This window comes from Pseudomonas sp. SL4(2022) (assembly GCF_026625725.1).
Classification (GTDB): Bacteria; Pseudomonadota; Gammaproteobacteria; order Pseudomonadales; family Pseudomonadaceae; genus Aquipseudomonas.
Window position 1 is genome coordinate 1449969 of record NZ_CP113060.1, and the last position, 25906, is coordinate 1475874.

Here is a 25906-nt window from a genome sequence, read left to right on the forward strand (position 1 = left end):
TCAAACCTCAACTGGCGGCCTCCAGCTCAGCCTGCAGAGCCTCCAGGGTTTCCAGCGCCTGTAACCAGCGCTCTTCCAGATCGGCTTCACGCACTTTCAGTTTGGCCTGCTCGGCCAAGGCATCGCGCAGTTCGTCCTTACGCACGGCATCGTAGATGTCACTTTCAGCCAAACGGGCTTCGACAGCCGCGAGCTTGTCCTGCACCTGGCCCAGCTCCTTCTCCAGCTTCTCGGCTTCACGTTTGTGTGGAGCCAATTGCTGGCGCAGGGCCGCTGCCGCCTGGCGCTGCACCCGCTTGTCGGTTTTGTCCGGGTTGCTGTCGCCGCTGCTGGCCGGTGCCTGCCGCGCGCGGTAGTCCACCAGCCAGCGCGCGTAATCTTCCAGATCACCGTCGAACGGCCGCACCTGGCCATCAGCAACCAGGAGGAATTCATCGGTGGTGCTCTTGAGCAGGTGACGATCGTGCGACACGACCACCACGGCACCGGAAAACTCCTGCAGGGCCATGGTCAATGCCAGGCGCATTTCCAGGTCGAGGTGGTTGGTTGGTTCATCGAGCAGCAGCAGGTTGGGCTTGCCCCAGGCAATCAGCGCCAGGGCCAGGCGAGCCTTTTCGCCACCGGAGAAGTTCTGTACTGGCTCATCGCAACGCGGGCCGCGGAAATCGAAGCCGCCGAGGAAGTCGCGCAGGGTCTGCTCACGCTCGGTCGGGGCCAGGCGCTGGAAATGCAGCAGCGGGCTGGCATGGTCGTCCAGAGCATCGAGCTGATGCTGAGCAAAGTAGCCGACCACCAGATTCTCACCGCGCTGCAGATGGCCGCTGATCGGTTGCAGTTCGTTCGACAAGTTCTTGATCAGGGTCGATTTACCCGCACCGTTCGGTCCGAGCAGACCCAGCCGCGCACCGGGCGCCAGGCTCAGCTTGACCTTCTCCAGCACCACCTTGTCGCCGTAACCCAGGCGGCCTTCGCTCAGGCTGAGCAGCGGACTGGAGATCTTGTCGGCCTCACGGAAACTGAAGTCGAAAGGCGAATCGACATGCGCCGCCGACAGCTCTTCCATCCGTTCCAGAGCCTTGATCCGGCTTTGCGCCTGACGCGCCTTGGTGGCCTGGGCCTTGAAGCGGGCGATGTATTTTTCCATGTGCGCGCGCTGCGCTTGCTGCTTCTCGTAAGCCTGTTGCTGCTGCGCCAGACGCTCGGCACGGGTGCGCTCGAAGGCCGAGTAGCCGCCGCGATAGAGGGTCAGTTTCTGCTGATCGAGGTGGGCAACGTGGTCCACTACGGCATCCAGGAAATCACGGTCATGGGAGATCAGCAGCAAAGTACCGGGGTAACCTTTCAACCAGCTTTCCAGCCAGAGGATCGCGTCGAGGTCGAGGTGGTTGGTCGGTTCGTCGAGCAGCAGCAGGTCGGACGGGCACATCAGCGCCTGCGCCAGGTTCAGGCGCATGCGCCAGCCACCGGAGAAGTCGCCGACGCGGCGGTCCATCTGCGCACTGTCAAAGCCCAGGCCAGCCAGCAGCTTGCGCGCACGTGCGTCAGCCGAATAGCCATCGAGGGTATCCAGTTCGGTGTGCAGGCGGGCTACGGCGGCACCGTCATGGGCGGCTTCGGCCTGCGCCAACTCGGCCTGCACACAACGTAGGCGTACGTCGCCATCCAGCACATAATCGACCGCCTGGCGCTCGACGGCCTCGATCTCCTGGCGCATGTGGGCCACGCGCCAATCGCCAGGGATCAGGCAATCGCCCGCGTCGGCACTCAGCTCGCCACGCAGCAGGGCAAACAGGCTGGATTTACCGGCACCATTGGCGCCGATCAGACCGGCTTTGTGGCCGGGGTGCAGGGTCATCTCGGCGTTTTCTAGCAGACGCTGAGGGCCACGCTGTAAAGTCAGGTTCTGGAGTCGGATCATAATGGCGGCGGAGTCTACCAGAGTCCTTTTTGATAAGCCCGGAAAGCACCATGCCTACTGACCTGTGGCGGTTTGCCCAAACCCTCTACCAAGCGCGTGATGTCGAAGCCACCTGCCTGCTGCTGCAGAACGAGGGGGCCGATGTCTGCCTGCTGCTGTGTGCCGCCTGGCTGGAACGCCGACAGATTGCCTGTACCGAGGAACATGCCGAGGCATTGCGTGAACTGGCCTACTCCTGGCGGCAGCAGGTGGTGGTGCCGCTACGCTGCTTACGCCAAGGCTGGCGTGAAGCCGCCCAAAGCGATGAGACCCTGGCGCGGTTGCGCGAACAGGTGAAACAGTTGGAACTGGCTGCAGAGCGCGAACAGCTGGAGCGCCTGGCGGCGCGCTGTCAGGCCTGGGAGGCGGTGCGCACAGATGCATCACCGGACTGGCTGGAATGCCTGGCCCCAGCGCAGGCCAGCCGCGACGCGCTGCACAGGCTGCGAGTCGCGGCGGCACACCTCACCGCTTAAACGGCGCTGGCAGGGGTACTGGCTGGGCTGACAGCTGGCGCAGCAGTGGCCTCAACGACTGCCGGCTTGGCCGCTGCGGGCTTACTGGCGGGCTTGGCCACCGGTGTTTTGGCTGCAGGTTTTGCTGCCGGTTTTACCGCTGGTTTGCTCGCCGGTTTGGCTGGAGCCTTTTTCACCACAGGTTTGCTCACTGCCTTGGGTGCTGCTGCAGTGGCCACTTTGCTCGCCGCCGGCTTGGTGTCGCTGGCTGCAGCGGGTTTCTTCGCCGCTGGTTTGGCGGCAGTTTTCGCCGCGGGCTTGGCTGGTGCTTTAGCCGCGGCGGGGCTTTTCCCGGCAGGTTTGGCAGCGGCTTTGCTGGCCACAGGTTTAGCGGGTGCCTTGGCCGCAGCGGGCTTGGCGGCGGGTTTAACCTGTGCAGCTTTGACAGCGCGGCTGTCCAGGGCCTTGCTCACGGCCTCCTTGACCTTGCCCACGCCCTGGGCCAGTTTCAGGCTCTCTTGCGCATCACGCTTGAGCCCGGCGATATAGCTGCGGGTCTCGCTTTGCCGATCCTTCAGGGTATCGAGCAATTGCTCAAGTTCAGCCACAGCGTCCTTGGCTTTGGCCTGGGCCTTGGCCTTGCCGGCGACGGCTGCGTCCTGCATCTTGCTGCGTGCCTTGTGCAGCTTTTCCTGGGCCTTACCGCGTTGCTTCTCCAGTTTGGCGAGCAATTCTTCAGCATCGACCAGGGCGCGCGTGCAGGCGTCCTCCAGGTGCTCAAGCAGACTACTGGAAAGTTGCTGCAGCAGGTGCAGCGGAGTACTCACGGACTTCTTCTTTGCATTCTTTGTAAGCGACATGACACGCCTCCTGGCGGATGAAGATAACGCTCATACTAGACCGCCTCACACTCGCCTTGCCACCTCACGCCTTGAGCTTGAGCACCTGGCTGGCATAATCGGGCCATCCTCGGCCGGAGAACCTCCATGTCTCGCTTGACCCTGCTCCTGATCTGCCTGCTTGCCTCTACGGTCCAGGCCGATGATCACTCACACGATCTGGCCTACAGCCTGGGCGTCAAACTCGGTGAACGGCTGCGCGACGAAGTGCCCGACCTGCACCTGCAGGCGCTGCTCGATGGGCTGCGCCAGGCCTACCGCAATGAGCCTCTGGCGCTGGATGAGAAGCGCATCGAAAGCCTGCTGGCCGAACATGAAGCGCACCTGGCTGCCGCCCCGGAACGCATCGAAAGGGCCAAGGCAGCGGAGAAGCGCTTTCTCGCAGGCGAGAAGGCCAAGGCCGGTATCCGCGTGCTGAACAATGGTGTGCTGGTGCAGGAGCTGCGTGCCGGCAGTGGCGCCAAACCTGGCCCGAAAGACCGCATCCAGGTGCGCTACATCGGTTATCTGGCCGATGGCAGCCAGTTTGATGAAAGCCAGACCGCGCAGTGGTTTCGTCTCGACAGCGTAATTGCTGGGTGGCGCAGTGCCGTGCAGGACATGCCGGTGGGGGCACAATGGCGTCTGGTGATTCCATCAGCCCAGGCTTACGGCGAGGAAGGTGCAGGCGATCTGATTCCGCCTTACTCACCCCTGGTGTTCGAGCTGGAACTGCTCGACACCAAGGAATAGTAGATCAGCGTGTCAGAGGGCAGGCGCGACCTGCTCCTGATGAGCATTGTGCAGGACTTCGATCAGGCAGTCCTCCAGCTCGAAGCGCTCATGCAGCAGTTGCCCCAGGCGTTTCAGTTCATCGAGCAGGGACACCGAGTCGTGGCAGTCGCCGTTGTCACAACGGTCATTAAAGGCCAGGGCCACCTCGGTAATCACCTCGATACGCGGGTAGATCTGCTTAGCCAGATCAAGGCCACGCTGGTCACCGAACGCCTTGGCTTCGCTGGTCAGCTGCTCATAGACCTCGAAGTGCCCGGCGGACACATAGTCCACGAGAATTTCGCAGAAGTGCTGCAGGGCTTCTGCGTTGGCACTCGGTGCCTGTGCCGAGTCATTGATGGCGGCGTATGCCTGCACCAGCTCCTTGCGCTCTTGCAGCCAGCGGTCAATCAGCAGGTGAACCCCACCCCAGCGTTCTTGGGCGTTCTGACAACTCTCAAGCATGATGACCTCTACTTCCCTATCGCTATTAGTGTTGTTCGCCTGCCAGAGACATTTTTTTGTCAATCACAGCAAGGTCTGGGAAGACAACCGTGAAACGGCAACTTTCCGGCGGTACTCGCGAGCCAGATTATTCCCGCGGGCTGCAGCCTTCAAGGCAGTGCCGGAGAAAATTTCATACAAGCGTTTAACCGGCGACTACTCCGCCTTCTCAGCCACCACAGGCTTGTAAAAGCTCAAGGTGACCTGACCAAGATCAACACCCCACTTCGACATACGCGCCCGATTGAGCATGACCTGACCGTCCATCAGGAACATCCAGTCATCAAAATCAACCACATAGGTTGAGTCATCGACCTTCAGCCGCAGCTGGTAACGCCAATGCAAGGCGTTGCCAGCGACCTCACCGATAGCCTCGCCAACCACATCGTCCGCCGTACCCCGCCAGCTGCCGTCAGCCTGCTTGCGCAATGTCCAGACACGTCGCTCGGTGCTGCCGTCGCTGTAGGTGAAGCGCTCATCGAGCACGCCCACATCACCGTCCCAGGTGCCGGTCATGGCGACGTGAAAGCGCTTGATCACTTCTCCGGAGCGATTCTGGAACATGCCCCAGGCCTGTAGCTCGCCGTTGAAGTAATCACTCAGTTCGAGACTCGGTTGTTCATGAACGTAATCACTCACCTGTGGGCCCGCACAACCTGCCAGCACGCTTAGCAGACACAACAGCAACAGCCTTCGCATAGACACCTCAGTGGTTCATTTCATTTAGCGCCGGTAGAGCCACCGGACACAGGCGCGCATCCAGCAGATGCAGGCCCTCCTGATACAGGCTGTTGCTGCGCTCCAGCTCACCCAGCTGTGCCAACAGGCGGGCCAACTCGCTGCAGGTTTCCGGGTGACGCTGAAAGGTCAGGCTACTTTCCAGGTAATCCCTGGCCTTGCCCCACAGTTGGCTGTGCAGACACAGACGACCCAGGGTCAGCAACAGCGCAGCGTCATTCGCATGCTGCTTCAGCCAGCTCTCTGCCACTTGCAGTTGCCGCCCCGGATCACGCCCGTGCAGCAAGCCATACAGGCGCACCAACGCCACGTCGTAATGCTGCTTGAGGTACTGGCGCAGCAGTTCTTCGGCCTCCCCCTCGGCACCCAGCTGACGCAGCTGTTCGGCATACACCGCGAGCAGTTCGGGTTCCTGATGCTGCGCCGTCGACATGGCCCGCCAGGTCTGTTGCAGCGCCGCCAGGGACGCCGGCGCATCGCCGCTCGCATGCCCTGCCTGAAGCAGGCGACCCCGCCAGGCCTGACGTTCCAGCTCGCTCAATTCGGCGTTGCCCAGGGCCTTCTCCTTGCGCAGGTCGGGCAGCAGACCGAGCAAGGCCGACCAATCCGCCGACTGCCGGTAGAGCTGCTGCAACTGACGCAGCACCAGATGATGATGGGGGTGCCGTGCACGCATCGCCTGCAGAGTCTCCAGCGCGGCCTCGGTATGCCCGCGCGCCAGCTGCAGCTCGGCATGCTGCAGGGCAATCGCCAGTTCCGCCTGCGGTTGACGGTTGAGGGCTTGTTCCAGCAGACCGTCGCTGTCCTCGTACTGCCCCAGCTGATTGGCTGCCTGCGCCGCCCCCAGGTAGTAGCTGAGCGGCTGCGGTGAGTTGTAGGCAGCCTGCTTCAGATGACGCAGCGCACGTGCCCAACGGCCTTCTGCCAGGTCGAGAAAGCCCTGTTCGGAGGCCAAGCGTACGCGCCGACGGCTGTGCAGACGTGACCAGGGGTTAAGCAGGCTGCCCGAGGTCACCAGCGCCCTCAGGCTCCAGCGCAGCAGATACACCAGCCACCCAAGCACCAGGATCAACGCGACAAACGCCCACAGGCTGGACTCATAGCGAAAGCCCTGGAAGGCAATCAGCACATAGCCTTTGTGCTCGGCCAGCGGCAGGCCGAACAACACCAGGCTGGCGACGCCGACAAGCAGCGCCAGAATCAGCAGCCACCAGTACAGGCGCTTCATTGCAGGGCCTCCTGCAATTGCGCCTCGACGTCATCGTGGGCCGCCGCAGGCTGCGCCTCACCGCCCGGCAGCAGACGCGCAGCCTGCTTGGCCTGCAGATACGCCTGTAGGGCATTCAACGCAGGGCTCAGGTCCGGCGGCGTCACGGCAATTGGTTGCTGCGCTAATTCATCGAGCCGTACGCGCAGGGCTCGGCTGTTGGGGTTATCCACATCAAAGTGCGCATCCAGCACCTCACGAGCCTGCTGCAGGGCTTGCTGGTACACCGCCGTCTGGCCATGCAAGGCACCCCATTGCGCCTGCTCCAGCGCCAGACTGAGAGCCAGACGCACCTGGGTCAGGCTCTGCCCCGCCAGCAGGGGACGGATATTGCGGTCCGCATTGAAGTCAATGCGGAAGTATTCCGACAAGATCTGCAGAGCACGCTGCCACCATTGCGGCTCGACCGCACCGGCATCGGCCAACTCACTGAGCACACCACCTTGACCTGCGAAACTGGGCGCCTGAGCGTTTAGCTGAGCCGCCTGTTCACGCAAAGCACCAAGCTGCAGGAACAGCCCGGTACGGTCGGGATTCACCGTCGAGCGTAGCGCTTGCAGGCTCTTGGCCAGCTGCTCACGGGCAGCAAATGTCGCCGGATCATCTTGTTCGTGAAGGATCTCATCGGCAGCCCGAACCAGCTCAGTGGCGCTGTTGATGTCCTGCAACGCGGACAGTCGCAGGCTGGCTAGGCGCAGCAGATGCTCGGCCTCAGCCAGGCGCCAGTCTTGACGACTGGCACTGAGCACGGTTTCCAGACGCTGGTTGAGCACTTGCTGATCGCCCTGCAACTGCATCAGCAAACGGCGACGGCTTTCCAATTCCTCGACACTCGGCAGCTGATCGAACCGCTGCTCCAGTTTCTCGCCAGTGCGCACCAGGCTTTGCGCCTCATTACGCGCCTCCAGCAAGCGGCCTTCCTGTTGCTGCTCGCGAGCGTCCAGCGCCTGCAACTGCCAAAGCCCCCAACCACCTGCACCGACGCCCGCAGCCGCGACCAACAAGGCCAGCAGCGCCAGACCGTTGCCACGCGAAGCCGGTTTGCTTGCAGCAGGCGCGGGCGTAGCCGGCAAAACAGTGGCAGCATCCAGCGCTGCCTGTTCAGGTTGTTTTACTTCGTGGTCGTGCGGGCCTTGGTCTTTCGGAGTAGTTGCTTCGCTCACGTATCCATCCTTTGCGTCAGAGATCGGGGGCAGGTTGCGTCTGCAACGCTGCCAGCAACGCCGCGGCACTCGCACCGCGACAATCCACAACAGAGTACGCACCCACCGCACGGGCCATCTCGGCAACACGCGGGCTGGGTACAAACACAGGTAACCGGGCCAATTCGGGCCAGGCATCAGCAGCCAGTTCATGCAGATGCAGCAAGCCCTGCCCACTGCTGACCACCAGGGCGTTCAGGCGTTCAGCCCGGACCCGCTCGATAAGAGCCGCTGACGGGTAATCCGGCAGCACCCGGCGATACAGTGGCAGATAGTCCACCTGCGCGCCTTGGCCGCGCAAGCGCTCGGCCAGTAACTCTCGGCCACCCTCGCCGCGCAGAATCAACACCCGTGGATCAGCGCTCGCCGCCAGCGCTTGCTGTAGCGGCGGCAGGGCGAGCAGCGCCTCGCTGTCATCGGCCTCTTCCGGGTAAAACACCTGCCGGCCATGCTCACGGAGAATCTGCGCCGTGGCCGCGCCCACGCTGAACCAGGACTGTTGCGCAGGCACTGACAATTGATAGCGACCCAGCAGGTCAAGACCCAGCCGTGCCGCGGGTTTGCTCACCACAATGACTGCGCTGTAACGGGGCAGATCGGCAAGCAGGGCATGCTGCTCGGCACTCTCACTCAGGGCTTCAATAGCCAACAGCGGCAAGCTGCTGCTGTAGATGCCCTGCTCAGCCAAGGTTGCCGCCAGCGCGGCCGATTCCTGCGCCGGGCGCGTCAGCAGCACACGCCACCCCGTCACTCGGCTGCGGCCTCGCCGTAAACGGCTTGCAGAATGGCCGCTGCGCCCTGGGCCAGTAGGGCTTCGGCGACCTGCACACCCAGCTGCTCGGCCTCGGCGACCGATGCACGGTTATCGGCCCGCAGTAGCAAGCCACCATCAGGCTGACCGACCAGGCCGCGCAGCCACAGCTGGTCGCCTTCCAGCACGGCATAACAGGCAATGGGCACCTGGCAGCCACCGTTCAGGTGTTTGTTCAGCGCACGCTCGGCGGTAACCCGCAGCGCGGTGTCGCGGTGATGCAGCGGCGCCAACAGCGCATGGATCTCGCTGTCGGCCGTGCGGCACTCGATGCCGACCGCCCCCTGGCCACCGGCCGGCAGGCTGTCTTCAGCACTGATCGAAGAACGAATACGCTCCGCAAAGCCCAGGCGAATCAGCCCGGCAGCGGCGAGGATGATCGCGTCGTACTCGCCGGCATCCAGTTTGGCCAGACGGGTGTTGACGTTGCCCCGCAGAAACTGGATTTTCAGATCCGGGCGACGCGCCAGCAGCTGGGCCTGGCGGCGCAGGCTGGAGGTACCGACCACACTGCCTGCGGGCAAGGCATCGAGGCTGGCATAGGTGTTGGACACGAAGGCATCGCGCGGGTCTTCCCGCTCGCAGATGCAGTACAGACCCAGGCCTTCGGGGAAATCCATCGGCACATCCTTCATCGAATGCACGGCGATATCGGCCTGATTCTCCAGCAGGGCGGTTTCCAGCTCTTTGACAAACAGACCCTTGCCGCCAATCTTCGCCAGCGGCGCGTCGAGCAGCTTGTCGCCACGGCTGACCATGGGCACCAGGCTGACCTTGAGGCCAGGGTGGGCCTGCTCCAGGCGGGCTTTGACGTGTTCGGCCTGCCACAGGGCCAGGGCACTTTTACGGGTGGCGATGCGGATTTCGCGAGACATGGGCAATTCCAGAAAACGAACTGCCGGGGATAATAACAGGCTGGCCCGGATCAGGCCTGCGACCCGGAGTCATCCGGATCGCCTGATCAGCCTCAGAGGTTGTGCATCAGCTTGCGCACCCCGGCCACATGCCGGCGGCTGACGATCAGCGCTTCCTCGTTCATCCCCTTGAGGTACAGCTGGAAGTGCCCAAGCGGCGTACGTTGCAGGCGTTCGATACGCTCGCGAGCGACCAGTGCATTGCGGTGAATGCGCACAAAGCGATCACCAAACTCGTCTTCTAAGGCCTTCAGCGGCTCATCCAGCAGCACTTCGCCGCCCGCGTGACGCAGGGTTACGTATTTATGGTCGGCAATAAAGTAGATCACCTGATCCAGCGGAATCAGCTCGATGCCTTTGCGGGTGCGTGCACTGATATGGCTGCGCGGGCCGCCACCGCTGTCTACGGCAGGACGGGTCAGGGCGGCGAGTTGCACACGGTTGGGCCGCTCAGCTTTCTTCAGCGCCTCACTGAGGCTTTCTGCGCGCACCGGTTTGACCAGATAACCCACAGCGCTGACCTGGAAGGCTTCCAGGGCAAACTCATCATGGGCGGTGCAGAAAATCACGGCGGGTGGTGCTTCGCGCTCACACAGCTTGGCCGCCACCTGCAGCCCATCCAGGCCGGGCATGCGGATATCCAGTAACACCACATCCGGCTTCAGGCTGTCGATCAGGCTCAGGGCCTCTTCACCGTTGCTGGCTGCGGGTTCAAGCACACGATAGCCATCGAGTTCGCCCACCATACGGCTCAGGCGCTCTCGGGCCAGGGGTTCATCATCGACAATCAGGACATTCATAATGCACGGGCTTCCTGCTTGGGTATCGCACAAGGATAGCGTAGACAAGTGAAGTGGCGTCCGTCACGGCGCTCTACGCTGAGACTGGCTCGCGGCCCGAAAAGTGCCACCAGTCGCGCATCGATATTGGTCAGCGCCTGGTGTGTACCGCGCGAGGGCGGTGCCTCGCCGAGCTGTTGATATGGATTGCTCACGCACAGCTGGAATACCCCCTCGTGATAACTCGCCTCGACCCGCACCAGGCCACCCTCGATACGCGGCTGAATGCCGTAGATCAAGGCGTTTTCCAGTAAGGGCTGCAGCGTCAGTTGTGGAATCGGCAGATCGTCCGGCACATCGACAATCTCCCACTGCAACTGTAGACGCTCGCCGAGCCGATAGCGCTCAATCGATAAATATCGTTGTGCCAGCTCCAGCTCTTCGCGCCAGGGCACCAGGCTGCCGGGCTTGGCCAAGCTGGCGCGGAACAGATCGGACAAATCCAGCACCGCCTGCTCGGCCTTGTAGGGGTCGACCACCACCAGGCTGGCGATGCTGTTCAAGCTGTTGAACAGAAAGTGCGGACGAATACGCGCCTGCAGCGACTCGATACGCGCCCGCAACTCGGCCTGCTCCTGCTTGCGCCACTGACTTTGCAGATAGAAGTAGCGCAGCAGCAGCGCCGACATGATCAGACTGATCAAGGCATGGCGCAGGTACAGGTTGACCTCGCCAGTACGCGGCAACGGCCCGCCCAGCTCGTAGTAATCCGCCACAGCGGTACAGATCAGACTCAGGGTGACCACAATCGCGCAGCACAAGGCGCCGGCAGTGGCCGCCGGCATGCGCGCCATTAACGGGCGCAGGCGGCAGAGCACGGCCGCCGAGAGCAGCACGATCCATTGCACAAACAGCGACGTCAGCGCCAGACGCACCCAGTCGAAGCCTGGCAGCATCGGTTCGGACAACACCAGCACCAACACCAGCAACTCGGCCAGCAGCACCATGCTCAGCAAGGCTTCTGGCTGGCAGAGTTCGGGCACGAAGAAGTCATCGACCAGTGGTGGTTGTTTTTCTGATAAAGCGCTTTTTATTTTCATCGCCGCAGTTTCCGCGTGAGCCGCGCCAGCAGCAAGATAGACAGCTGCGACCGGGCAAAATAAAGCACCGAAATGCGCCCGCCGCGATAAAACTGTGAACGGCGCAACATTGCCTCGTTCAAGCCTAGCTGCGACCACCGACAACGTGACGCGGCGAATTTGCCGGTCAGCCTGTTATTATCGGCGCACTTTTCTGTCTTGCCGGCCGCCCCAGCGCGGCCTGCCCGTTTTAGCGCACCAGCCGAGCGAAGCCCATGAGCACTGAAAAAACCAACCAATCCTGGGGCGGCCGCTTCAGCGAGCCCGTCGATGCCTTTGTTGCCCGCTTTACCGCCTCCGTCGAATTCGACAAGCGCCTGTATCGCCACGACATCATGGGCTCCATCGCCCACGCCACCATGCTGGCCAAGGTCGGCGTACTGACTGATGCGGAACGCGACGCGATCATCGCCGGCCTGACGCAGATTCAGGGCGAGATCGAAGCCGGCCAGTTCGACTGGCGCGTCGACCTGGAAGATGTGCACATGAACATCGAAGCGCGTCTGACCGACCGCATCGGCGTGACCGGTAAAAAACTGCACACCGGGCGCAGCCGTAATGACCAGGTGGCCACCGATATTCGCCTGTGGCTGCGCGACGAAATCGACCTGATCCTCGGCGAAATCACCCGCCTGCAGCAGGGTTTGCTGGAGCAGGCCGAGCGTGAAGCGGCGACCATCATGCCCGGCTTCACCCACCTGCAAACCGCGCAACCGGTGACCTTCGGCCATCACCTGCTGGCCTGGTTTGAGATGCTCAGCCGCGACTACGAGCGCCTGGTCGATTGCCGCAAACGCACCAATCGCATGCCGCTCGGCAGCGCCGCGCTGGCTGGCACCACCTACCCGATTCAGCGTGAAATCACCGCACAATTGCTGGGTTTCGACGCCGTGGGCGGCAACTCGCTGGACGGCGTATCGGACCGTGACTTCGCCATCGAATTCTGCGCCGCTGCCTCGCTGGCGATGATGCACCTGTCGCGCTTCTCCGAAGAGTTGGTGCTGTGGACGTCTGCGCAGTTCCAGTTCATCGACCTGCCGGATCGCTTCTGCACCGGCAGCTCGATCATGCCGCAAAAGAAAAACCCCGACGTCCCCGAGCTGGTTCGCGGCAAGAGCGGCCGCGTATTCGGCGCACTGATGGGCCTGCTGACCCTGATGAAAGGCCAACCGCTGGCCTACAACAAGGACAACCAGGAAGACAAAGAACCGCTGTTTGACGCCGCCGACACCCTGCGCGATTCGCTGCGCGCCTTTGCCGACATGATCCCGGCGATCAAGCCCAAGCACGCGATCATGCGTGAAGCGGCGCTGCGCGGCTTCTCCACCGCCACCGACCTGGCCGACTACCTGGTGCGCAAAGGCCTGCCCTTCCGTGACTGCCACGAAATCGTCGGCCATGCCGTGAAATACGGCGTGCAGACCGGCAAAGACCTGGCCGAAATGAGCCTAGACGAACTGCGCCAGTTCAGCGAGCAGATCGAGCAGGACGTATTTGCCGTGCTGACCCTGGAAGGCTCTGTCAACGCCCGCGACCATATCGGCGGCACCGCACCGAACCAAGTGCGTGCAGCTGTTGTGCGCGGCAAGGAACTGCTGGCGACGCGCTGATCGTCAACTCACCAAGGGAAAGGGATGTCCCATGTTCGAACTGTTGCTACGCGGCCTGTCTGTCCTGGCAGAGGTCGTACTGGAGCTGATTTTCAACTACCTCTTCTATGCCAGCGGCTGGCTGGCGCTGCGTCTACTGACGCTGGGCCGCTATCCGCGCCTGCCGCTGCGTGTATCCGACCCGATGGACCCGCGCAGTAGCTGGGTCAGCGCCTTTGGCTTTCTCTGTGTGGTCGGCCTGCCGCTGACTGTCCTAGTTTCTCTCTACGGCTAAGTACCCATGTCCCTGCATATCCGCACCGCTACTGCCGAAGACGCGGCTCTGATCCTGCGCTTTATCACCGATCTGGCGATCTACGATAACGCCGAGCATGAGGTAAAAACCGATGTGATCGGCATCCAAGCGAGCCTGTTCGGCCCGAACAGTAACGTCCATGCACTGATTTGCGAGCATGAGGGCCAGCCCATCGGCTATGCGGTGTACTTTTTCAACTATTCGACCTGGCTGGGCAAGCACGGGCTGTACCTGGAAGACCTCTACGTCAGCCCGGAAAAACGCGGCGCGGGCGCGGGCAAAGCCCTGCTACGGCATCTGGCGCAACTGGCAGTGGCCAAGGACTGTGGCCGTTTCGAGTGGATCGTGCTGGACTGGAACCAACCAGCCATTGAGTTCTACCAAGCGTTTGGCGCCCGCCCGCAGGACGAATCGACCACCTACCGCCTTACCGGCCAAGCCCTGCTGGATTTTGCCCAGGGCTGAAACCGCCATCTACCGGAGTCGCGCATGAGCGAGCAAGAAGACGAAGATTTTGCCCAGGACACCCTGACCCAGGCGATCGAAAACCAGCTGGAGGCCGGCGAACCGGCCTTTGTCCAGGCGGTGCTGAACAAGCTGACGCTGGTCGGTTATGAACGCGACGAGATCCTTGAACTGATGGCCTTGGTGCTGGCCGATGAAATCGACGTCATGCTGCGCGATGACCGTCCCTTTGACCTGGCCCGCTATGAACACGGCCTGCGCGCGCTGCCTGAACTGCCGAACACCGACTAAGACACCACACAGGGCCGACCCGCCGGGGCAAAAATCGGCAGGCTGTGGCGCCCGGACTACACTGCAGGGCAGCCATAACAACAACACGGAGTCGCCATGAAAGCTTTTACTTCCGACCTGATCGATGAGCTGGAAATCCTCGCCCTGTATAACCTGAGCAATCATCAGGAAGGACTCAAGGTACATAACAACGCATCGTTCAAGGCACAGGGCGCAATTACCCGCCTGCATGAGAAGGGACTGATCAGCGAACCCGATGGCGGCTATCTGACCAGCCTGGGCATTGATGCCGCTGAACACGCCCAGGGGCTACTGACGATCCTGACCCCCAAACAGACCCTGCTCACCTGACCCACTCCCTTGCCGGGCAATACCGCAACAGATACCGCACAGCCCGGCGACAAAACCCGTAAAGCCATCATAACTGCCCCCATGCAGGCCGCCCGGAGCCCCGTGCCGAGCGGCCTGCATGCAACCTGCCGATTACATTGCAAAAGCGCGGCAGACACGCAACAACAGGTTCCAAGAGACGAGGCAACTGATAGGCTTGCCTTACCCTCGCAGCGAGCATGAGCATGACGCGTACCCAGGAAATCCGCCCGGACATTGACGACGGTATCGACCGCAAGGTCCTGACCCAGCTGCGCGCACGCTTCCTCAAACTCAACGAAAGTCGTCTGCAGCGTGCCATGCAGGCACTGTCGACACGCCAGCAGGTGGTCCTGCGCCTGCTGCCGCTACTGTTTCATGTGAATCACCCCCTGTTACCCGGCTATGTCTCAGGGCTGACGCCTGCAGGTCTCAGTGGCTTCGAACCGGACGACGAGTTGCTGGCTGAGGCCCAGCGCCTGACCCGCTCATTCGCCTACAAGCCCTATCGCGGCAAGCAATCCTTGCCGATCCACGGACTGTTTCTGATGGGCAGCCTGGGCACCGTAGCCCAGGCCGAACAGAGTGACATGGACCTGTGGGTCTGCCACGCCAGCGACCTGAGCCCACAGCAGCTGCATGAGCTGAACAAGAAATGCGCACTGCTGGAAAGCTGGGCGGCCACCTTCGGCGCCGAAGCACATTTCTTCCTGATCGACCCGGCACGCTTCACCCAAGGCGAGCGCGAGGCGCAGCTGACCTCAGACGACTGCGGCACCACCCAGCACTACCTGCTGCTTGACGAGTTCTACCGCACTGCCATTTGGCTCGGCGGGCGCACGCCGCTGTGGTGGTTGGTGCCGGTGTATGAAGAGCCGCGTTACCAGCACTACACCAGCACCTTGTTGGCCAAGCGTTTTATCCGCGCCGAGGACGTGCTCGACCTCGGCCACCTGGCGCGCATTCCGCCAGAAGAGTTTATCGGCGCTGGCATGTGGCAGCTGTTCAAGGGCATCGAGTCACCCTACAAATCCGTGCTCAAGCTGCTGCTTACCGAGGTCTATGCCAGTGAACACCCCAAGGTCGAATGCCTGTCGCTGCGTTTCAAGCAGGCGGTGTTCGCCAATCGCCTGGACGTCGATGAGCTCGACCCCTATATCGTGGTCTACCGGCGCCTGGAGGAATACCTCAAGGCCCGGGGCGAGTCTGAGCGTCTGGAGCTGATCCGCCGCTGCCTGTACCTTAAGGTCGATAAAAAACTCAGCCGCCCGCCACGCAATAACCGCAAAAGCTGGCAACGCCTGCTGCTGGAGCGCCTGACCCGCGACTGGAACTGGGACAGCCGCCAACTGGCGATGCTCGACAGCCGCAGCCAGTGGAAGGTGCGCCAGGTCAGCGCCGAACGGCGCATGCTGGTTAACGAGCTGACCTACAGCTACCGCTTTCTCTCCGAATTTGCCCGTAGCGAACATGCCGGCAGCTCGCTTAACAGCCGTGATCTGGGCATCCTCGGTCGCCGCCTGTATGCCGCCTTCGAGCGCAAGGCTGGCAAGATTGAGTTCATCAACCCCGGCATTGCCCCAGACCTCGCCGAAGACATTCTGACCCTGGCCCAGAGCCCCAGTGCAGAAGATCCGAACGAGAGCCTCTGGGCACTCTACAGTGGCAGCCTCAGCGCTCAGGATCTGGAAGATTTCTCACCGCTCAAACGCTCACGCGAGTTGATCGAACTGCTCGCCTGGTGCCAACGCAATGGCGTGATTGACAGCAGCACACGCCTGTCTTTGCACCCTGGCAACAGCGACCTTACCGAGTTCGAACTTGCAAACCTGCTCAGCAGCCTGCAGCAGGTCGTGCCACTGCCCTTGCCCGCCGTGGATGAAAGCGCTCTGCTCAGCGCCAGCGTGCCTGGCGAGGTGCTGCTACTGGTCAACGTCGGCGTCGATCCGCTCAAGCAGTACAGCCAGATGAATATGCACATGACCACTGGCAGGACTGACGCCCTGGGCTATTCGGGGGTCCGCGAGAACCTGATCCTGACCATTGACCAGGTCACCCTCAACAGCTGGAACGAACTGTTGGTCAGTCGCTACGACGGCCCGCATGCGCTGCTCGATTGCCTGCGCGATTTTCTTAACAACCTGCCCAGCAATGGGCGCAAGCCCAACCTGCAAGTTCGCTGTTTCTGTCGTAATCGTGCCACGGCGATTGCCGAGCGGGTTGAAGAGCTGTTCCGCGAAACCCTCGGCAGTTTCAGCAGCGAGCAGGCCAACCGCTACCTGCTACAGATCAAGCAGCAGTATCACCTGCTCGAGCTGAAACCGGGTCACGTCAGCCACACCAGCCTGAAAGACCTGCCCGCACTGATCGAACACCTGGGCGAGGAACTGCCCGGCTACAGTGAGCTGCACCTGGACCGCAGCGCCCTGGAAGGCGAGGATTTGGCCCTGATTCTGCCCGTGGGCAGACCCCAGTGCATTCAAGTGTTCTACCGACTGAACGAAGCCAATGCCCTGGCCGAACTCAGCGTGCTTGATGAACATAACGCCCTGTGGCGCCAACAGATGCCATACCGCGATGAGCAAAGCCTGCTGACCCCGCTGCAACGCTTTCTGCAGTCGGTGCTGTACCGGCGCAATGCCCTGTTGCCGCTGGATAATCTGCCAGCTCATCAGCCACTGGATATCCTGTATTACCAGGTGCTGCCCGATGCCCCGCTGCGCCCTCAGCGCCTGGAGCGCAGGCCGCCGCCACTGTCGCCCATCAGCCACCCGTTCTATGACGTACAGGCCATCGTCGAGCCGGCGGATGGCCATCGCATGTCTAGCGGGGAGAACTTTGATCTCACTCCGCGACGCAGCACCAGCACGCTGGGACAAAAGCGCTCACACGTTACCCTGTACTGCAACCACCGCGAGTTCTCCGAACTGGAATATGCCGGCGATCTGTTCGCTGCCGTCGCTCAGCACATTCTCGCGCAGCGCCGCGATGGCGCACGCTACCCGTGTTACATCACCGACCTTGACCTGTCGGCAGTTCTGGGGGATGGGCATATGCAAAGTGTGCATTACCTGCGCTACAAGAGCCGCCTGGAGGCGGCGCTCAATCAGGCTCTGCAACTGGCCTGATTCAGCTGCGCATCGGTGCCTGCGGATTCTGTAGGGCATACAGGTAGCTATCGGCCAGGCTGTGATTGGCAGCCACTGAGGCGTAGCTGGCGCTGAAGGTTACCGCCAGCCCAAGGTGTTGATACTGCCACCTGCCGGTCACACCTGGCGGCACTTGCGGCACCAGATCACTGTCATTCACCACACGGAAGGTCGGCACCTGTAGCCCGTTGTAATGCGCGGCGAAATCCGGGGCGGCCAGGCGCGGGCTGGCAAAGCTGTAGTGCTGCAGGGGCAAGTCCGGCCAGCGTTCACGCAGATCCAGCACAGCCAGGCTGGAGAGCGCACCACCCAGGCTGTGTGCACACACCCAGAGTGGCCCGCTGGGCTGCTGAGTAGCTACGGCCTGCAAGGCCTGGTCGCGCAGTGATGCATAGAGTCTGAGAAAGCCGTCATGCACATGACCCAGGCCAGCCTGCCAAGGATAGGCGCACTGGTCGACTTCCAGATCGTCCAGCCAGTCTTGCGCGCTTTCAGTACCGCGAAACACCAGATAGACCTCGCCCTGCGGGTCACGCGCGACAAAGCCAAAGGGCTCCGACTCATTAAGAAAGTGCAAATCATTGAGCAGGCTCCAGATCGGCGCACCAAAACGCCAGCCTGGCAGCGATGGTGGTTGCCAGGTAAACGCATCTGGCTGTCTCGGCCGCCGCTGGTTCAACCACTGTTGGTACTGGTCATAGGCGGCGTTCACCAGCTGAGCACACAGCACGGCTCTGGGCAGGTCGAACGCCTGCGGAAAATACAACGCTAGACTCGACATACGGCCTCCTTGCCAAAATTGACTGACTCTGACTCTAGTCGGTTGCGCGCCCCCTGCACGCTAGGCCCGCGTGTACTCACCCGCCGCTTCCGGCTGATATTCCACCGCCAGCAGGGTGAGTTTGAGCACCTTACCGTTGGGCGCCGTCCAGTCAATGTGCTGACCGACCGACAGGCCCAACAAGGCACTGCCCACAGGCGCCAGGATGCTCACGGTGCCATCCTGACCCGCATCCTGCGGATACACCAGCGTCAGGTGATAATCCTTGCCGCTGCTCTCCTCGCGGCAGTGCACGCGCGAGTTCATGGTCACCACACCGGCCGGCACTTCGTCATGGCCCACCACCTCAGCGCGGTCCAGTTCGGCCTGCAAGGCTTGAGCGCCGGGACCGAAGTCCTCCAGGCTGTCGAGCAGGTTTTCCAGGCGCTGCAGGTCAAGGCGAGTAATGGTGAGTGAAGGTGCGCTGGTCATGGTGCGGTTCTATCTCCTTTACGGATGCTGAAAAAAGCAAAACCCCATCACGAAGATGGGGTTTTGCAAGACGTGGGCTGACCGTACCACAGCCACTCAAATAAACAAGACCGCCCGGTCAAACCATGCCGTTACGCTGCTGCAGACGTACCTCGGCCGCCGCGCAGATCGCGCGCTGGCGCGGCGCGTCGACTCTGCTCCAGTCGAGAATCTCTTGCAGCGTGCGGCCACAACCCAGGCAGATATCCTGAGCGTCCAGACAACACTGGCGACGGCAGGGCGATAGGACCTGTCCGCCGGCAGGCTCAGAGCTCTTCGAACTCAAGGTCAGCACCGGATTGTTCAAGGGTGATGCGCGCCAGCATTTCACCCAACTGCTCGTCACTGCTGTCGCAGATCCAGCGCTCGCTGGCCTGATCGTAATCAAAGTGGAAACCACCGGAACGCGCGGCCAGCCAGAGTTGGCGCAACGGTTCCTGGCGACTGAAGATCAGCTGGCTGCCGTTTTCAAAACGCACAGTCAGCACCCCGCCTGAGTTTTCCAGGTCCAGGTCCAGGTCGCTGTCATCGAAAATATCTTCTACCGCCTGCTGGGTGGCATCGACCAGATCGTGAAAGCGGGCTTCGGTCAAACTCATTACGGCTTACCTCAAAAATTCCAGCGACTGCAAAAGTCTTGGGCTGCGGTGATTAATGGTCATTCAAGCAACGGCGGTACTCGCCAGGACTCTGCCCCGTCCAGCGACGAAAGGCGCGAGCCAGCGAACCGGGCTCACTGAACCCGACCAGAAAGGCGATTTCCGCCAGTTCCAGCGCCGGGTCACGCAGGTAATTGAGCACCAGTTGCTGGCGGGTTTCATCCACCAACTGGTTGAAGGATAACCCGGCCTCGCGCAAACGCCGCTGCAGGGTACGCGGACTGAGCGCCAAACGCGCGGCGATTTGCTGCAGATCAGCGCCCGCCTCCGGCAACTGCCGGGACAATTCCAGCCGCGCACGATCAAGCACGCTGCTGCCCTGCTGGATTTCCCCGAGCAGGCGATCGGCATAGGCATCGAGCATCACCCGCACCTGGGCATCAGCCTGGCCAAGTGGCGTGGCGAGCAGGCGCCTGGGAAAGACCAGGGCGTTATCGGCTTGATCGAACAGCACCGGACAGCGAAAAATCCGCAGGTACTCGGAGGTATCCGCCGGAGCCGAATGCTGGAAGCGCACCTCGGTCGGTGGAATATCCAGGCCGCTGATCCAGTGGCCGAAGGTTACCCAGCCAGCCAGGGTTTCTTCACTGAGTTGACGTTTCTGCTGCGGCAACAAGGGCTGCCAGCTGTGCGCCACCTGCGGTTCCAGCTCAGGACGCGGCGGCTCATCAGCCAGATCGACCACCCCCAGATTCCCCACCAACGCGGCGTAACGCGCCTGGCGATGCAGCGCATCAGCGAGGGTCGCGCAGCTCATGATCAGGTAGCCAAGCACTCCGTAGTAACCCGGCCGCACCGCCTCGCCCAGATGCAGGCCCAGTTGCTCATCGCCGGTCAACTGCACGCCATGGCCGAGCAGTTCCAGGTAAGTACTGGCGGCAACGCGCTGATCGCGCTGGGCCAGAATCTGCGGACTGAGCTGCACGCGCTCGAGCAACGCGGGCGTATCGAGCCCCTGACGGGCGAGGTAGTCGAGCAACCCTTGCAGGTAGGCGACTGAAACCGAACTGTTGACCACTACAGGGGTATCCATCCGGGCTCCTGAACGCGGGTGGTAAGCGCAAATACTCCGCCAAAGATACAGGCAAAGCCCCGCCAGACGGGAATTCTGGCGCATAGGCAAGGCGTCGGGGGGTCGGTATACTCCGGCGCAATCATGCTTTATTACAAGGATTTCACCATGAAGCGGTTGTTTACTGCCTTTATCGCGATGCTTGCTGTCAGCACCCTGCTCACGGGCTGCGGCCAGAAAGGCCCGCTGTACCTGCCGGAAGAAAGCCAGCCAGCGCCTGCGCAAACCGAATAAGGGCCAGCTATGAACGCCTTCAACTACCGCGACGGCCAGCTGTTCGCGGAAGGCGTGGCCTTGTCTGCCATCGCCCAACGCTTCGGTACGCCGACCTACGTCTACTCACGTGCGCACATCGAGGCGCAGTACCGCACCTATGCCGATGCCCTGCAGGGTATGCCGCATCTGGTGTGTTTTGCCGTCAAAGCCAACTCCAACATCGGCGTGCTGAATGTCCTGGCCCGCCTCGGCGCTGGCTTCGATATCGTCTCCCGCGGTGAGCTGGAGCGCGTCCTGGCAGCTGGCGGCGAAGCGAGCAAGATCGTCTTCTCCGGCGTCGGCAAAAGCCGTGATGACATGCGCCGCGCCCTGGAGGTTGGCGTGCACTGCTTCAACGTCGAGTCCACCGAAGAGCTGGAACGCCTGCAAGTGGTCGCCGCCGAGCTGGGCAAGACGGCGGCGATTTCGCTGCGGGTCAACCCGGACGTCGACGCCGGCACCCATCCGTACATCTCCACCGGTCTGAAAGAAAACAAGTTCGGCATCGACATCGAGCAGGCTGAAGCGGTGTATGCCCGCGCCGCCGAGTTGCCGAACCTGCAGATCGTCGGGGTCGATTGCCACATCGGCTCGCAGCTGACGGCCCTGGCACCGTTTCTCGATGCTCTGGATCGCCTGCTGGTACTGGTTGACCGCCTGGCTGCACGCGGCATCCGCATCAAGCACCTGGATCTGGGTGGTGGCCTGGGCGTGCAATACCGCGATGAGCAGCCACCGCAGGCCGGCGAGTACATCGCCGCCGTGCGTGAGCGCCTGACCGGTCGTGACCTGGCCCTGGTATTTGAACCGGGTCGCTACATCGTCGCCAACGCCGGCGTGCTGCTGACTCAGGTGGAATACCTCAAGCACACCGAACACAAGGATTTCGCCATCGTCGATGCGGCGATGAACGACCTGATCCGCCCGGCGCTGTACCAGGCCTGGATGGATGTGGTAGCCGTGCAGCCGCGCGATGGCGCAACCCGCAACTACGACATCGTCGGGCCGATCTGCGAGACCGGCGACTTCCTCGCCAAGGACCGCGACCTGGCCCTGGCCGAAGGTGATCTGCTGGCTGTGCGCTCGGCCGGTGCTTACGGTTTTGTCATGAGTTCCAACTACAACACCCGCGGCCGCGCCGCCGAGGTGATGGTGGATGGCGAACAGGCCTTCGAAGTGCGTCGTCGCGAGACGCTCGGCGAACTCTTTGCGGGCGAAAGCCGCCTGCCGGAGTAAAACCGATGCTATTGCGCTTTACCAAGATGCACGGCCTCGGCAATGACTTCATGGTCCTCGACCTGGTCAGCCAGCACGCGCATATCCAGCCGAAAAACGCCAAGGCCTGGGGCGACCGTCACACCGGCGTGGGCTTCGATCAGCTGCTGATTGTCGAGCCGCCGAGCAACCCGGACGTGGACTTCCGCTACCGCATCTTCAATGCCGACGGCTCGGAAGTGGAACAGTGCGGCAACGGCGCACGCTGCTTTGCCCGTTTCGTGCTGGACAAGCGCCTGACGGTGAAGAAGCAAATCCGTGTGGAAACCAAGGGCGGCATCATCGAGCTGGATGTACGCAACGACGGCCAGATCAGCGTCAACATGGGCGCACCGCGCCTGGTGCCTGCCGATATCCCGTTCCAGGCCGAACAGCAGGCGCTGAGCTACAGCGTGGCCGTCGACGGACAGGCCGTTGAGCTGGCCGCCGTGTCCATGGGTAACCCGCATGCCGTGCTGCGCGTCGAAAGCGTCGACAACGCGCCGGTACACAGCCTCGGGCCGAAGCTCGAACACCACCCGCGCTTCCCGCAACGGGTGAATGTCGGCTTCCTCCAGGTGCTCGACCGCACACACGCCAAGCTGCGCGTCTGGGAGCGCGGCGCCGGGGAAACGCAGGCCTGCGGTACCGGTGCCTGCGCAGCGGCAGTGGCAGCTATCAGCCAGGGCTGGATGGATTCTCCGCTGCAGATCGAGCTGCCAGGCGGCAAACTGAGCATCGAGTGGGCAGGCCCAGGGCGGCCCGTTATGATGACCGGGCCCGCCGTACGGGTGTACGAAGGACAAGTCCGCTTATGACTGAGCAGCGCTTATGACAGACCAGCAGGATTCACCCAAACCATTGGATTCAGAAACAGTCGCCGCTTACCTGCGCCTGCATCCGGAATTCTTTATCGACCACGACGAGTTGATCCCCGAGCTGCGCATTCCGCACCAGCGCGGCGATACCGTGTCACTGGTCGAGCGTCAGGTGAAGCTGCTGCGCGAGCGTAATATCGAGATGCGTCACCGCCTCTCGCAACTGATGGACGTGGCCCGTGACAACGACCGGCTGTTCGACAAGACCCGCCGCCTGGTACTCGACCTGCTCGATGCCAGCAGCCTGGAAGAAGTGGTCAGCTGCGTTGAAGACAGCCTGCGCCGCGAGTTTCAGGTGCCCTTTGTCAGCCTGATCCTGTTTTGCGATGTACCACTGCCGGTTGGCCGCTCGGTCAGCAGTGCCGAAGCGCATCAGGCCATTGGCGGGCTATTGGCCGGTGGCAAAACCATCTGCGGCGTGCTGCGTGAACATGAGCTGAACTTCCTGTTTGGCAACGAAGACGGTGCTCAGGTTGGCTCGGCCGCGGTGGTCAGCATCAGCCACCAGGGCCTGCATGGCGTGCTGGCGATTGGCAGTGCCGATCCACAGCATTACAAAAGCTCGCTGGGCACGCTGTTCCTCGGCTACATTGCCGAAGTGCTGGCACGCGTCGTTCCCGGTTTTGCCACACCGTTGCGCTCGGTACGCTAGCGCTAAACCTCGCAGCGACCGTATCGCAGGGAGCCTCCATGCAAGACCTCCTGGACGCCTACCTCGAACACCTGCGCAGTGAGCGCCAGCTTTCTTCCCATACCCTGATTGGCTATCGCCACGACCTGAGCACGCTGTTGACGTTCTGCAGCCAGGAGCAGATCGACAGCTGGAGCGCGCTCGACACGCCACGTCTGCGCCGCATAATCGGCCGTTTGCACATGCAGGGCCAGTCCAGCCGCAGCCTGGCCCGCCTGCTCTCGGCCGCGCGCGGCCTGTACCGCTACCTGATTCGTGAAGGTCATTGCGACAGCGACCCGGCCAGCGGCCTGACGCCACCCAAGGGCGAACGTCGCCTGCCGAAAACCCTGGATGCCGACCGCGCCGCACAACTGCTCGACGGCGCCCTGGAAGACGACTTTATCGCCCGCCGCGACCAGGCCATGCTGGAGCTGTTCTATTCATCTGGGCTGCGCCTGTCCGAGCTGGTCAGCCTCAATCTGGACGGCCTCGACCTGCCGGCCGGCTTAGTACGCGTCATCGGCAAGGGCAACAAGACCCGCGAACTGCCCATCGGGCGCATGGCACGCGAAGCGATGGAGCAATGGTTGCCACTGCGCGCGCTGGCCAGCCCGGCCGATGGCGCCGTGTTTATCAGCCAGCAAGGCCGGCGTATCGGCCCACGCGCGGTGCAACTGCGCGTGCGTCAGGCCGGTGTGCGTGAGCTGGGCCAGCACCTGCACCCGCACATGCTGCGTCACAGCTTCGCCAGCCATATGCTGGAATCATCCCAGGATCTGCGCGCCGTGCAGGAGCTGCTTGGCCACGCCGACATCGCCACCACACAGGTCTACACCCACCTGGATTTTCAGCACCTGGCCACTGTTTATGATCAGGCTCACCCTCGGGCCAAACGCAAAGGCAGCACAGAATGAGCATTCAACTGATCACCTTCGACCTTGACGACACCCTGTGGGATGTCACCCCGGTGATGCAGGACGCCGAAGCCGCACTGCGCAATTGGCTGGCCCTGCATGCGCCACGCCTCGGCGGCGTGCCGGTGGAGCACCTGTGGTCGATTCGCGCCACCTTGCTGCAGGCCGAACCGATGCTCAAGCATCGTCTCAGCGAACTGCGCCGGCGCATTCTTTTCCACGCCCTATCAGATGCCGGCTATGCACACGCGGATGCACAAACGCTGGCCGAGGCCGGTTTTCAGGTGTTCCTCGCGGCACGCCATCAGGTCGAACTGTTCGCCGAGGTACACCCTACGCTTGAGGCCCTGGCCAACCGCTTCCAGCTCGGGGTGATCACCAACGGCAATGCCGATGTGCGCCGCCTGGGCCTGGCCGACTACTTCCAGTTCGCCCTGTGCGCCGAGGAGCTGGGCGTCGGTAAGCCCGATCCGAAGCCATTCAGCGAAGCGCTGAAGCGCGCCGGTATCGCAGCCGAGCACGCGGTGCATATCGGTGACCACCCCAGCGACGACATTGCCGGGGCACAGGCGGCCGGCCTGCGCGCGATCTGGTTCAACCCTCAGGGTAAGATCTGGGGCGCGGAAAACCGCCCGGATGCGGAGATCCGCAGCCTGGCCGAACTGCCAGTGCTGCTGCACAGCTGGGCGTAAACCGCGCTCAACCGCCACAAATAGCGGCCATTAAAAATCGCCGGGAGCGATTTTTGACGTCGCACAGCGACGGCCCCGAAGGGGTGGCCGCCATGGATGGCAGGCCACAAAAAAGCCCGCATGCTGATGGCATGCGGGCTTTTTGTTTTTCGGCAGACTTTTAGATGGGGCGGCTGCCGTATTTGCTGTCCGGCTTCTTGGGTGGGTCAGCCACCACGTTGGCTTCCACCTCTTGCACCTTGCCACCCCGGGCCAAAAACTCTTCCATAGCGCGCGCCAGGGCATCACGTTCTTTCTGCTTGGCTTCGATGCTCGGCAGATCTTCTACATCGACGGCAGCCTTGGCTTTCTTGCTTTTGCTGGCCGGAACAATTTCATCGTCGCCGTCACCCTCATCACCGCTGTCGCCGTCATCGGCGGCCGCCAGTTCTTCGCCTTCGTCTTCTTCAGCGCCTTCTAATTCGTCGTGTTCCAGATCTTCGTCGCTCATGTTCCAACCTCATGACTTGCGAAAAGCAGAGTAGTTATAGCCCAGCTGCGTCAGCTTTCTAACGTCGCTGATAAAAATTCCAGGGTTCTGGCTGTGGCTGAACGCTGCGCATCGGCGATCTGCGCTCAACG

The 25906-nt window shown here is 62.2% G+C and carries 30 protein-coding genes; 14 read left to right on the top strand and 16 right to left on the bottom strand.

Features of this window, described 5'->3' with window-relative positions:
- Positions 1 to 7 precede the first annotated feature (7 nt).
- Entirely contained in the window at positions 8 to 1918 is a 1911-nt protein-coding gene (locus OU997_RS06985) for an ATP-binding cassette domain-containing protein (protein ID WP_267809494.1), read from the bottom strand.
- 50 nt (positions 1919 to 1968) lie between these two features.
- Between OU997_RS06985 and OU997_RS06990 the strand changes: the two genes are divergently transcribed.
- Positions 1969 to 2433, top strand: coding sequence for a TIGR02444 family protein (locus OU997_RS06990; protein WP_267809495.1), 465 nt, complete (start codon positions 1969 to 1971; stop codon positions 2431 to 2433).
- Here the strand turns inward: OU997_RS06990 and OU997_RS06995 are convergent.
- The gene (locus OU997_RS06995; RefSeq protein WP_420713251.1) at positions 2430 to 3272 is read right to left on the bottom strand and encodes an AlgP family protein; all 843 of its coding nucleotides are present in this window, start codon (positions 3270 to 3272) and stop codon (positions 2430 to 2432) included. The genes OU997_RS06990 and OU997_RS06995 overlap by 4 nt on opposite strands.
- A 126-nt stretch (positions 3273 to 3398) precedes the next feature.
- Here OU997_RS06995 and OU997_RS07000 point away from each other — a divergent pair, with 126 nt between their 5' ends.
- On the top strand, positions 3399 to 4043 hold the full coding sequence (locus tag OU997_RS07000) for an FKBP-type peptidyl-prolyl cis-trans isomerase (RefSeq protein WP_108489102.1): 645 nt from the start codon (positions 3399 to 3401) through the stop codon (positions 4041 to 4043).
- A gap of 12 nt (positions 4044 to 4055) precedes the next feature.
- Here OU997_RS07000 and rsd read toward each other — a convergent pair whose 3' ends face one another.
- From rsd to OU997_RS07040, 8 genes are all read right to left on the bottom strand, one after another.
- A complete protein-coding gene (gene rsd / locus OU997_RS07005) occupies positions 4056 to 4529 on the bottom strand; it encodes a sigma D regulator (protein ID WP_108489101.1) in 474 nt (157 codons plus the stop codon).
- Between the two features lie 195 nt (positions 4530 to 4724).
- On the bottom strand, positions 4725 to 5267 hold the full coding sequence (locus OU997_RS07010) for a DUF3833 domain-containing protein (RefSeq protein ID WP_267809496.1): 543 nt from the start codon (positions 5265 to 5267) through the stop codon (positions 4725 to 4727).
- A gap of 7 nt (positions 5268 to 5274) precedes the next feature.
- The gene (locus tag OU997_RS07015) at positions 5275 to 6534 is read right to left on the bottom strand and encodes a heme biosynthesis HemY N-terminal domain-containing protein (protein WP_267809497.1); all 1260 of its coding nucleotides are present in this window, start codon (positions 6532 to 6534) and stop codon (positions 5275 to 5277) included.
- On the bottom strand, positions 6531 to 7736 hold the full coding sequence (locus tag OU997_RS07020) for a uroporphyrinogen-III C-methyltransferase (protein WP_420713252.1): 1206 nt from the start codon (positions 7734 to 7736) through the stop codon (positions 6531 to 6533). Before OU997_RS07020 ends, OU997_RS07015 begins: the two co-directional genes overlap by 4 nt.
- Positions 7737 to 7752: 16 nt before the next feature.
- Entirely contained in the window at positions 7753 to 8526 is a 774-nt protein-coding gene (locus OU997_RS07025; RefSeq protein ID WP_267809498.1) for a uroporphyrinogen-III synthase, read from the bottom strand.
- Positions 8523 to 9461 (bottom strand): hydroxymethylbilane synthase, encoded by a 939-nt coding sequence (gene hemC, locus OU997_RS07030; RefSeq protein WP_267809499.1) that lies wholly within the window; start codon positions 9459 to 9461, stop codon positions 8523 to 8525. Before hemC ends, OU997_RS07025 begins: the two co-directional genes overlap by 4 nt.
- Before the next feature lie 92 nt (positions 9462 to 9553).
- Entirely contained in the window at positions 9554 to 10300 is a 747-nt protein-coding gene (locus OU997_RS07035; RefSeq protein ID WP_108489095.1) for a LytR/AlgR family response regulator transcription factor, read from the bottom strand.
- Positions 10297 to 11379: a sensor histidine kinase gene (locus OU997_RS07040; protein WP_108489094.1), complete on the bottom strand. Its 1083-nt coding sequence runs from the start codon at positions 11377 to 11379 to the stop codon at positions 10297 to 10299. Before OU997_RS07040 ends, OU997_RS07035 begins: the two co-directional genes overlap by 4 nt.
- A 254-nt stretch (positions 11380 to 11633) precedes the next feature.
- Between OU997_RS07040 and argH the strand changes: the two genes are divergently transcribed.
- From argH to OU997_RS07070, 6 genes are all read left to right on the top strand, one after another.
- On the top strand, positions 11634 to 13028 hold the full coding sequence (argH, locus tag OU997_RS07045) for an argininosuccinate lyase (RefSeq protein WP_267809500.1): 1395 nt from the start codon (positions 11634 to 11636) through the stop codon (positions 13026 to 13028).
- A 31-nt stretch (positions 13029 to 13059) separates the two neighbouring features.
- The gene (locus OU997_RS07050) at positions 13060 to 13302 is read left to right on the top strand and encodes a hypothetical protein (RefSeq protein ID WP_267809501.1); all 243 of its coding nucleotides are present in this window, start codon (positions 13060 to 13062) and stop codon (positions 13300 to 13302) included.
- 6 nt (positions 13303 to 13308) lie between these two features.
- Positions 13309 to 13788: a GNAT family N-acetyltransferase gene (locus OU997_RS07055; RefSeq protein ID WP_108486757.1), complete on the top strand. Its 480-nt coding sequence runs from the start codon at positions 13309 to 13311 to the stop codon at positions 13786 to 13788.
- Positions 13789 to 13812: 24 nt separating this feature from the next.
- The gene (locus tag OU997_RS07060; protein ID WP_108486758.1) at positions 13813 to 14079 is read left to right on the top strand and encodes a hypothetical protein; all 267 of its coding nucleotides are present in this window, start codon (positions 13813 to 13815) and stop codon (positions 14077 to 14079) included.
- Between the two features lie 96 nt (positions 14080 to 14175).
- The gene (locus OU997_RS07065; RefSeq protein ID WP_108486759.1) at positions 14176 to 14430 is read left to right on the top strand and encodes a TIGR02647 family protein; all 255 of its coding nucleotides are present in this window, start codon (positions 14176 to 14178) and stop codon (positions 14428 to 14430) included.
- A gap of 224 nt (positions 14431 to 14654) precedes the next feature.
- Complete coding sequence (locus OU997_RS07070) at positions 14655 to 17576, top strand: class I adenylate cyclase (protein ID WP_267809502.1); 2922 nt, start codon at positions 14655 to 14657, stop codon at positions 17574 to 17576.
- Between the two features lies 1 nt (position 17577).
- On the opposite strand, the gene OU997_RS07075 is transcribed toward OU997_RS07070, so the two are convergent.
- The 5 genes from OU997_RS07075 to OU997_RS07095 all read right to left on the bottom strand — a co-directional run bounded on the left by OU997_RS07075 (position 17578) and on the right by OU997_RS07095 (position 20580).
- Positions 17578 to 18378 carry a lipase family protein gene (locus OU997_RS07075; protein ID WP_267809503.1) on the bottom strand — a complete coding sequence of 267 codons (801 nt, stop codon included), beginning with the start codon at positions 18376 to 18378 and terminating at the stop codon, positions 17578 to 17580.
- 60 nt (positions 18379 to 18438) lie between these two features.
- Positions 18439 to 18849: a nucleoside diphosphate kinase regulator gene (gene rnk / locus OU997_RS07080; protein ID WP_108486762.1), complete on the bottom strand. Its 411-nt coding sequence runs from the start codon at positions 18847 to 18849 to the stop codon at positions 18439 to 18441.
- 118 nt (positions 18850 to 18967) lie between these two features.
- The gene (locus OU997_RS07085; RefSeq protein WP_267809504.1) at positions 18968 to 19174 is read right to left on the bottom strand and encodes a DUF1289 domain-containing protein; all 207 of its coding nucleotides are present in this window, start codon (positions 19172 to 19174) and stop codon (positions 18968 to 18970) included.
- Positions 19155 to 19487: an iron donor protein CyaY gene (cyaY, locus tag OU997_RS07090; RefSeq protein WP_108486763.1), complete on the bottom strand. Its 333-nt coding sequence runs from the start codon at positions 19485 to 19487 to the stop codon at positions 19155 to 19157. Before cyaY ends, OU997_RS07085 begins: the two co-directional genes overlap by 20 nt.
- Before the next feature lie 52 nt (positions 19488 to 19539).
- Complete coding sequence (locus OU997_RS07095; protein ID WP_267809505.1) at positions 19540 to 20580, bottom strand: AraC family transcriptional regulator; 1041 nt, start codon at positions 20578 to 20580, stop codon at positions 19540 to 19542.
- A gap of 147 nt (positions 20581 to 20727) precedes the next feature.
- Here OU997_RS07095 and lptM point away from each other — a divergent pair, with 147 nt between their 5' ends.
- Genes lptM through OU997_RS07125 form a run of 6 tightly spaced genes read left to right on the top strand, consistent with a single transcriptional unit; the run spans position 20728 to position 25285 of the window.
- Positions 20728 to 20853 (top strand): LPS translocon maturation chaperone LptM, encoded by a 126-nt coding sequence (gene lptM / locus OU997_RS07100; RefSeq protein WP_108486800.1) that lies wholly within the window; start codon positions 20728 to 20730, stop codon positions 20851 to 20853.
- 9 nt (positions 20854 to 20862) lie between these two features.
- Complete coding sequence (gene lysA, locus OU997_RS07105; RefSeq protein ID WP_267809506.1) at positions 20863 to 22110, top strand: diaminopimelate decarboxylase; 1248 nt, start codon at positions 20863 to 20865, stop codon at positions 22108 to 22110.
- Between the two features lie 5 nt (positions 22111 to 22115).
- Positions 22116 to 22946, top strand: a complete 831-nt coding sequence (dapF, locus tag OU997_RS07110; protein ID WP_108486766.1) for a diaminopimelate epimerase — start codon at positions 22116 to 22118, stop codon at positions 22944 to 22946.
- A 13-nt stretch (positions 22947 to 22959) separates the two neighbouring features.
- On the top strand, positions 22960 to 23658 hold the full coding sequence (locus OU997_RS07115; RefSeq protein ID WP_108486767.1) for a DUF484 family protein: 699 nt from the start codon (positions 22960 to 22962) through the stop codon (positions 23656 to 23658).
- 38 nt (positions 23659 to 23696) lie between these two features.
- Positions 23697 to 24593 carry a tyrosine recombinase XerC gene (xerC, locus tag OU997_RS07120; RefSeq protein WP_108486768.1) on the top strand — a complete coding sequence of 299 codons (897 nt, stop codon included), beginning with the start codon at positions 23697 to 23699 and terminating at the stop codon, positions 24591 to 24593.
- Entirely contained in the window at positions 24590 to 25285 is a 696-nt protein-coding gene (locus OU997_RS07125; RefSeq protein WP_267809507.1) for an HAD family hydrolase, read from the top strand. The genes xerC and OU997_RS07125 overlap by 4 nt, the downstream gene beginning before the upstream one ends.
- 160 nt (positions 25286 to 25445) lie before the next feature.
- On the opposite strand, the gene sutA is transcribed toward OU997_RS07125, so the two are convergent.
- Complete coding sequence (gene sutA / locus OU997_RS07130) at positions 25446 to 25775, bottom strand: transcriptional regulator SutA (protein WP_108486770.1); 330 nt, start codon at positions 25773 to 25775, stop codon at positions 25446 to 25448.
- Positions 25776 to 25906: the final 131 nt, after the last annotated feature.

Bases quoted from the DNA above. Each gene is read 5' to 3' on its own strand.
- OU997_RS06985 (WP_267809494.1), bottom strand. From the start codon at position 1,918: ATGATCCGACTCCAGAACCTGACTTTACAGCGTGGCCCTCAGCGTCTG.
- OU997_RS07010 (WP_267809496.1), bottom strand. From the start codon at position 5,267: ATGCGAAGGCTGTTGCTGTTGTGTCTGCTAAGCGTGCTGGCAGGTTGT.
- OU997_RS07060 (WP_108486758.1), top strand. From the start codon at position 13,813: ATGAGCGAGCAAGAAGACGAAGATTTTGCCCAGGACACCCTGACCCAG.
- dapF (WP_108486766.1), top strand. From the start codon at position 22,116: ATGCTATTGCGCTTTACCAAGATGCACGGCCTCGGCAATGACTTCATG.
- rnk (WP_108486762.1), bottom strand. From the start codon at position 18,849: ATGACCAGCGCACCTTCACTCACCATTACTCGCCTTGACCTGCAGCGC.
- sutA (WP_108486770.1), bottom strand. From the start codon at position 25,775: ATGAGCGACGAAGATCTGGAACACGACGAATTAGAAGGCGCTGAAGAA.
- OU997_RS06990 (WP_267809495.1), top strand. From the start codon at position 1,969: ATGCCTACTGACCTGTGGCGGTTTGCCCAAACCCTCTACCAAGCGCGT.
- argH (WP_267809500.1), top strand. From the start codon at position 11,634: ATGAGCACTGAAAAAACCAACCAATCCTGGGGCGGCCGCTTCAGCGAG.
- lptM (WP_108486800.1), top strand. From the start codon at position 20,728: ATGAAGCGGTTGTTTACTGCCTTTATCGCGATGCTTGCTGTCAGCACC.
- xerC (WP_108486768.1), top strand. From the start codon at position 23,697: ATGCAAGACCTCCTGGACGCCTACCTCGAACACCTGCGCAGTGAGCGC.
- OU997_RS07075 (WP_267809503.1), bottom strand. From the start codon at position 18,378: ATGTCGAGTCTAGCGTTGTATTTTCCGCAGGCGTTCGACCTGCCCAGA.
- hemC (WP_267809499.1), bottom strand. From the start codon at position 9,461: ATGTCTCGCGAAATCCGCATCGCCACCCGTAAAAGTGCCCTGGCCCTG.
- OU997_RS07015 (WP_267809497.1), bottom strand. From the start codon at position 6,534: ATGAAGCGCCTGTACTGGTGGCTGCTGATTCTGGCGCTGCTTGTCGGC.
- OU997_RS07040 (WP_108489094.1), bottom strand. From the start codon at position 11,379: ATGAAAATAAAAAGCGCTTTATCAGAAAAACAACCACCACTGGTCGAT.
- OU997_RS06995 (WP_420713251.1), bottom strand. From the start codon at position 3,272: ATGTCGCTTACAAAGAATGCAAAGAAGAAGTCCGTGAGTACTCCGCTG.
- OU997_RS07035 (WP_108489095.1), bottom strand. From the start codon at position 10,300: ATGAATGTCCTGATTGTCGATGATGAACCCCTGGCCCGAGAGCGCCTG.
- OU997_RS07065 (WP_108486759.1), top strand. From the start codon at position 14,176: ATGAAAGCTTTTACTTCCGACCTGATCGATGAGCTGGAAATCCTCGCC.
- cyaY (WP_108486763.1), bottom strand. From the start codon at position 19,487: ATGAGTTTGACCGAAGCCCGCTTTCACGATCTGGTCGATGCCACCCAG.
- lysA (WP_267809506.1), top strand. From the start codon at position 20,863: ATGAACGCCTTCAACTACCGCGACGGCCAGCTGTTCGCGGAAGGCGTG.
- OU997_RS07000 (WP_108489102.1), top strand. From the start codon at position 3,399: ATGTCTCGCTTGACCCTGCTCCTGATCTGCCTGCTTGCCTCTACGGTC.
- OU997_RS07095 (WP_267809505.1), bottom strand. From the start codon at position 20,580: ATGGATACCCCTGTAGTGGTCAACAGTTCGGTTTCAGTCGCCTACCTG.
- OU997_RS07050 (WP_267809501.1), top strand. From the start codon at position 13,060: ATGTTCGAACTGTTGCTACGCGGCCTGTCTGTCCTGGCAGAGGTCGTA.
- OU997_RS07055 (WP_108486757.1), top strand. From the start codon at position 13,309: ATGTCCCTGCATATCCGCACCGCTACTGCCGAAGACGCGGCTCTGATC.
- OU997_RS07125 (WP_267809507.1), top strand. From the start codon at position 24,590: ATGAGCATTCAACTGATCACCTTCGACCTTGACGACACCCTGTGGGAT.
- rsd (WP_108489101.1), bottom strand. From the start codon at position 4,529: ATGCTTGAGAGTTGTCAGAACGCCCAAGAACGCTGGGGTGGGGTTCAC.
- OU997_RS07070 (WP_267809502.1), top strand. From the start codon at position 14,655: ATGACGCGTACCCAGGAAATCCGCCCGGACATTGACGACGGTATCGAC.
- OU997_RS07115 (WP_108486767.1), top strand. From the start codon at position 22,960: ATGACAGACCAGCAGGATTCACCCAAACCATTGGATTCAGAAACAGTC.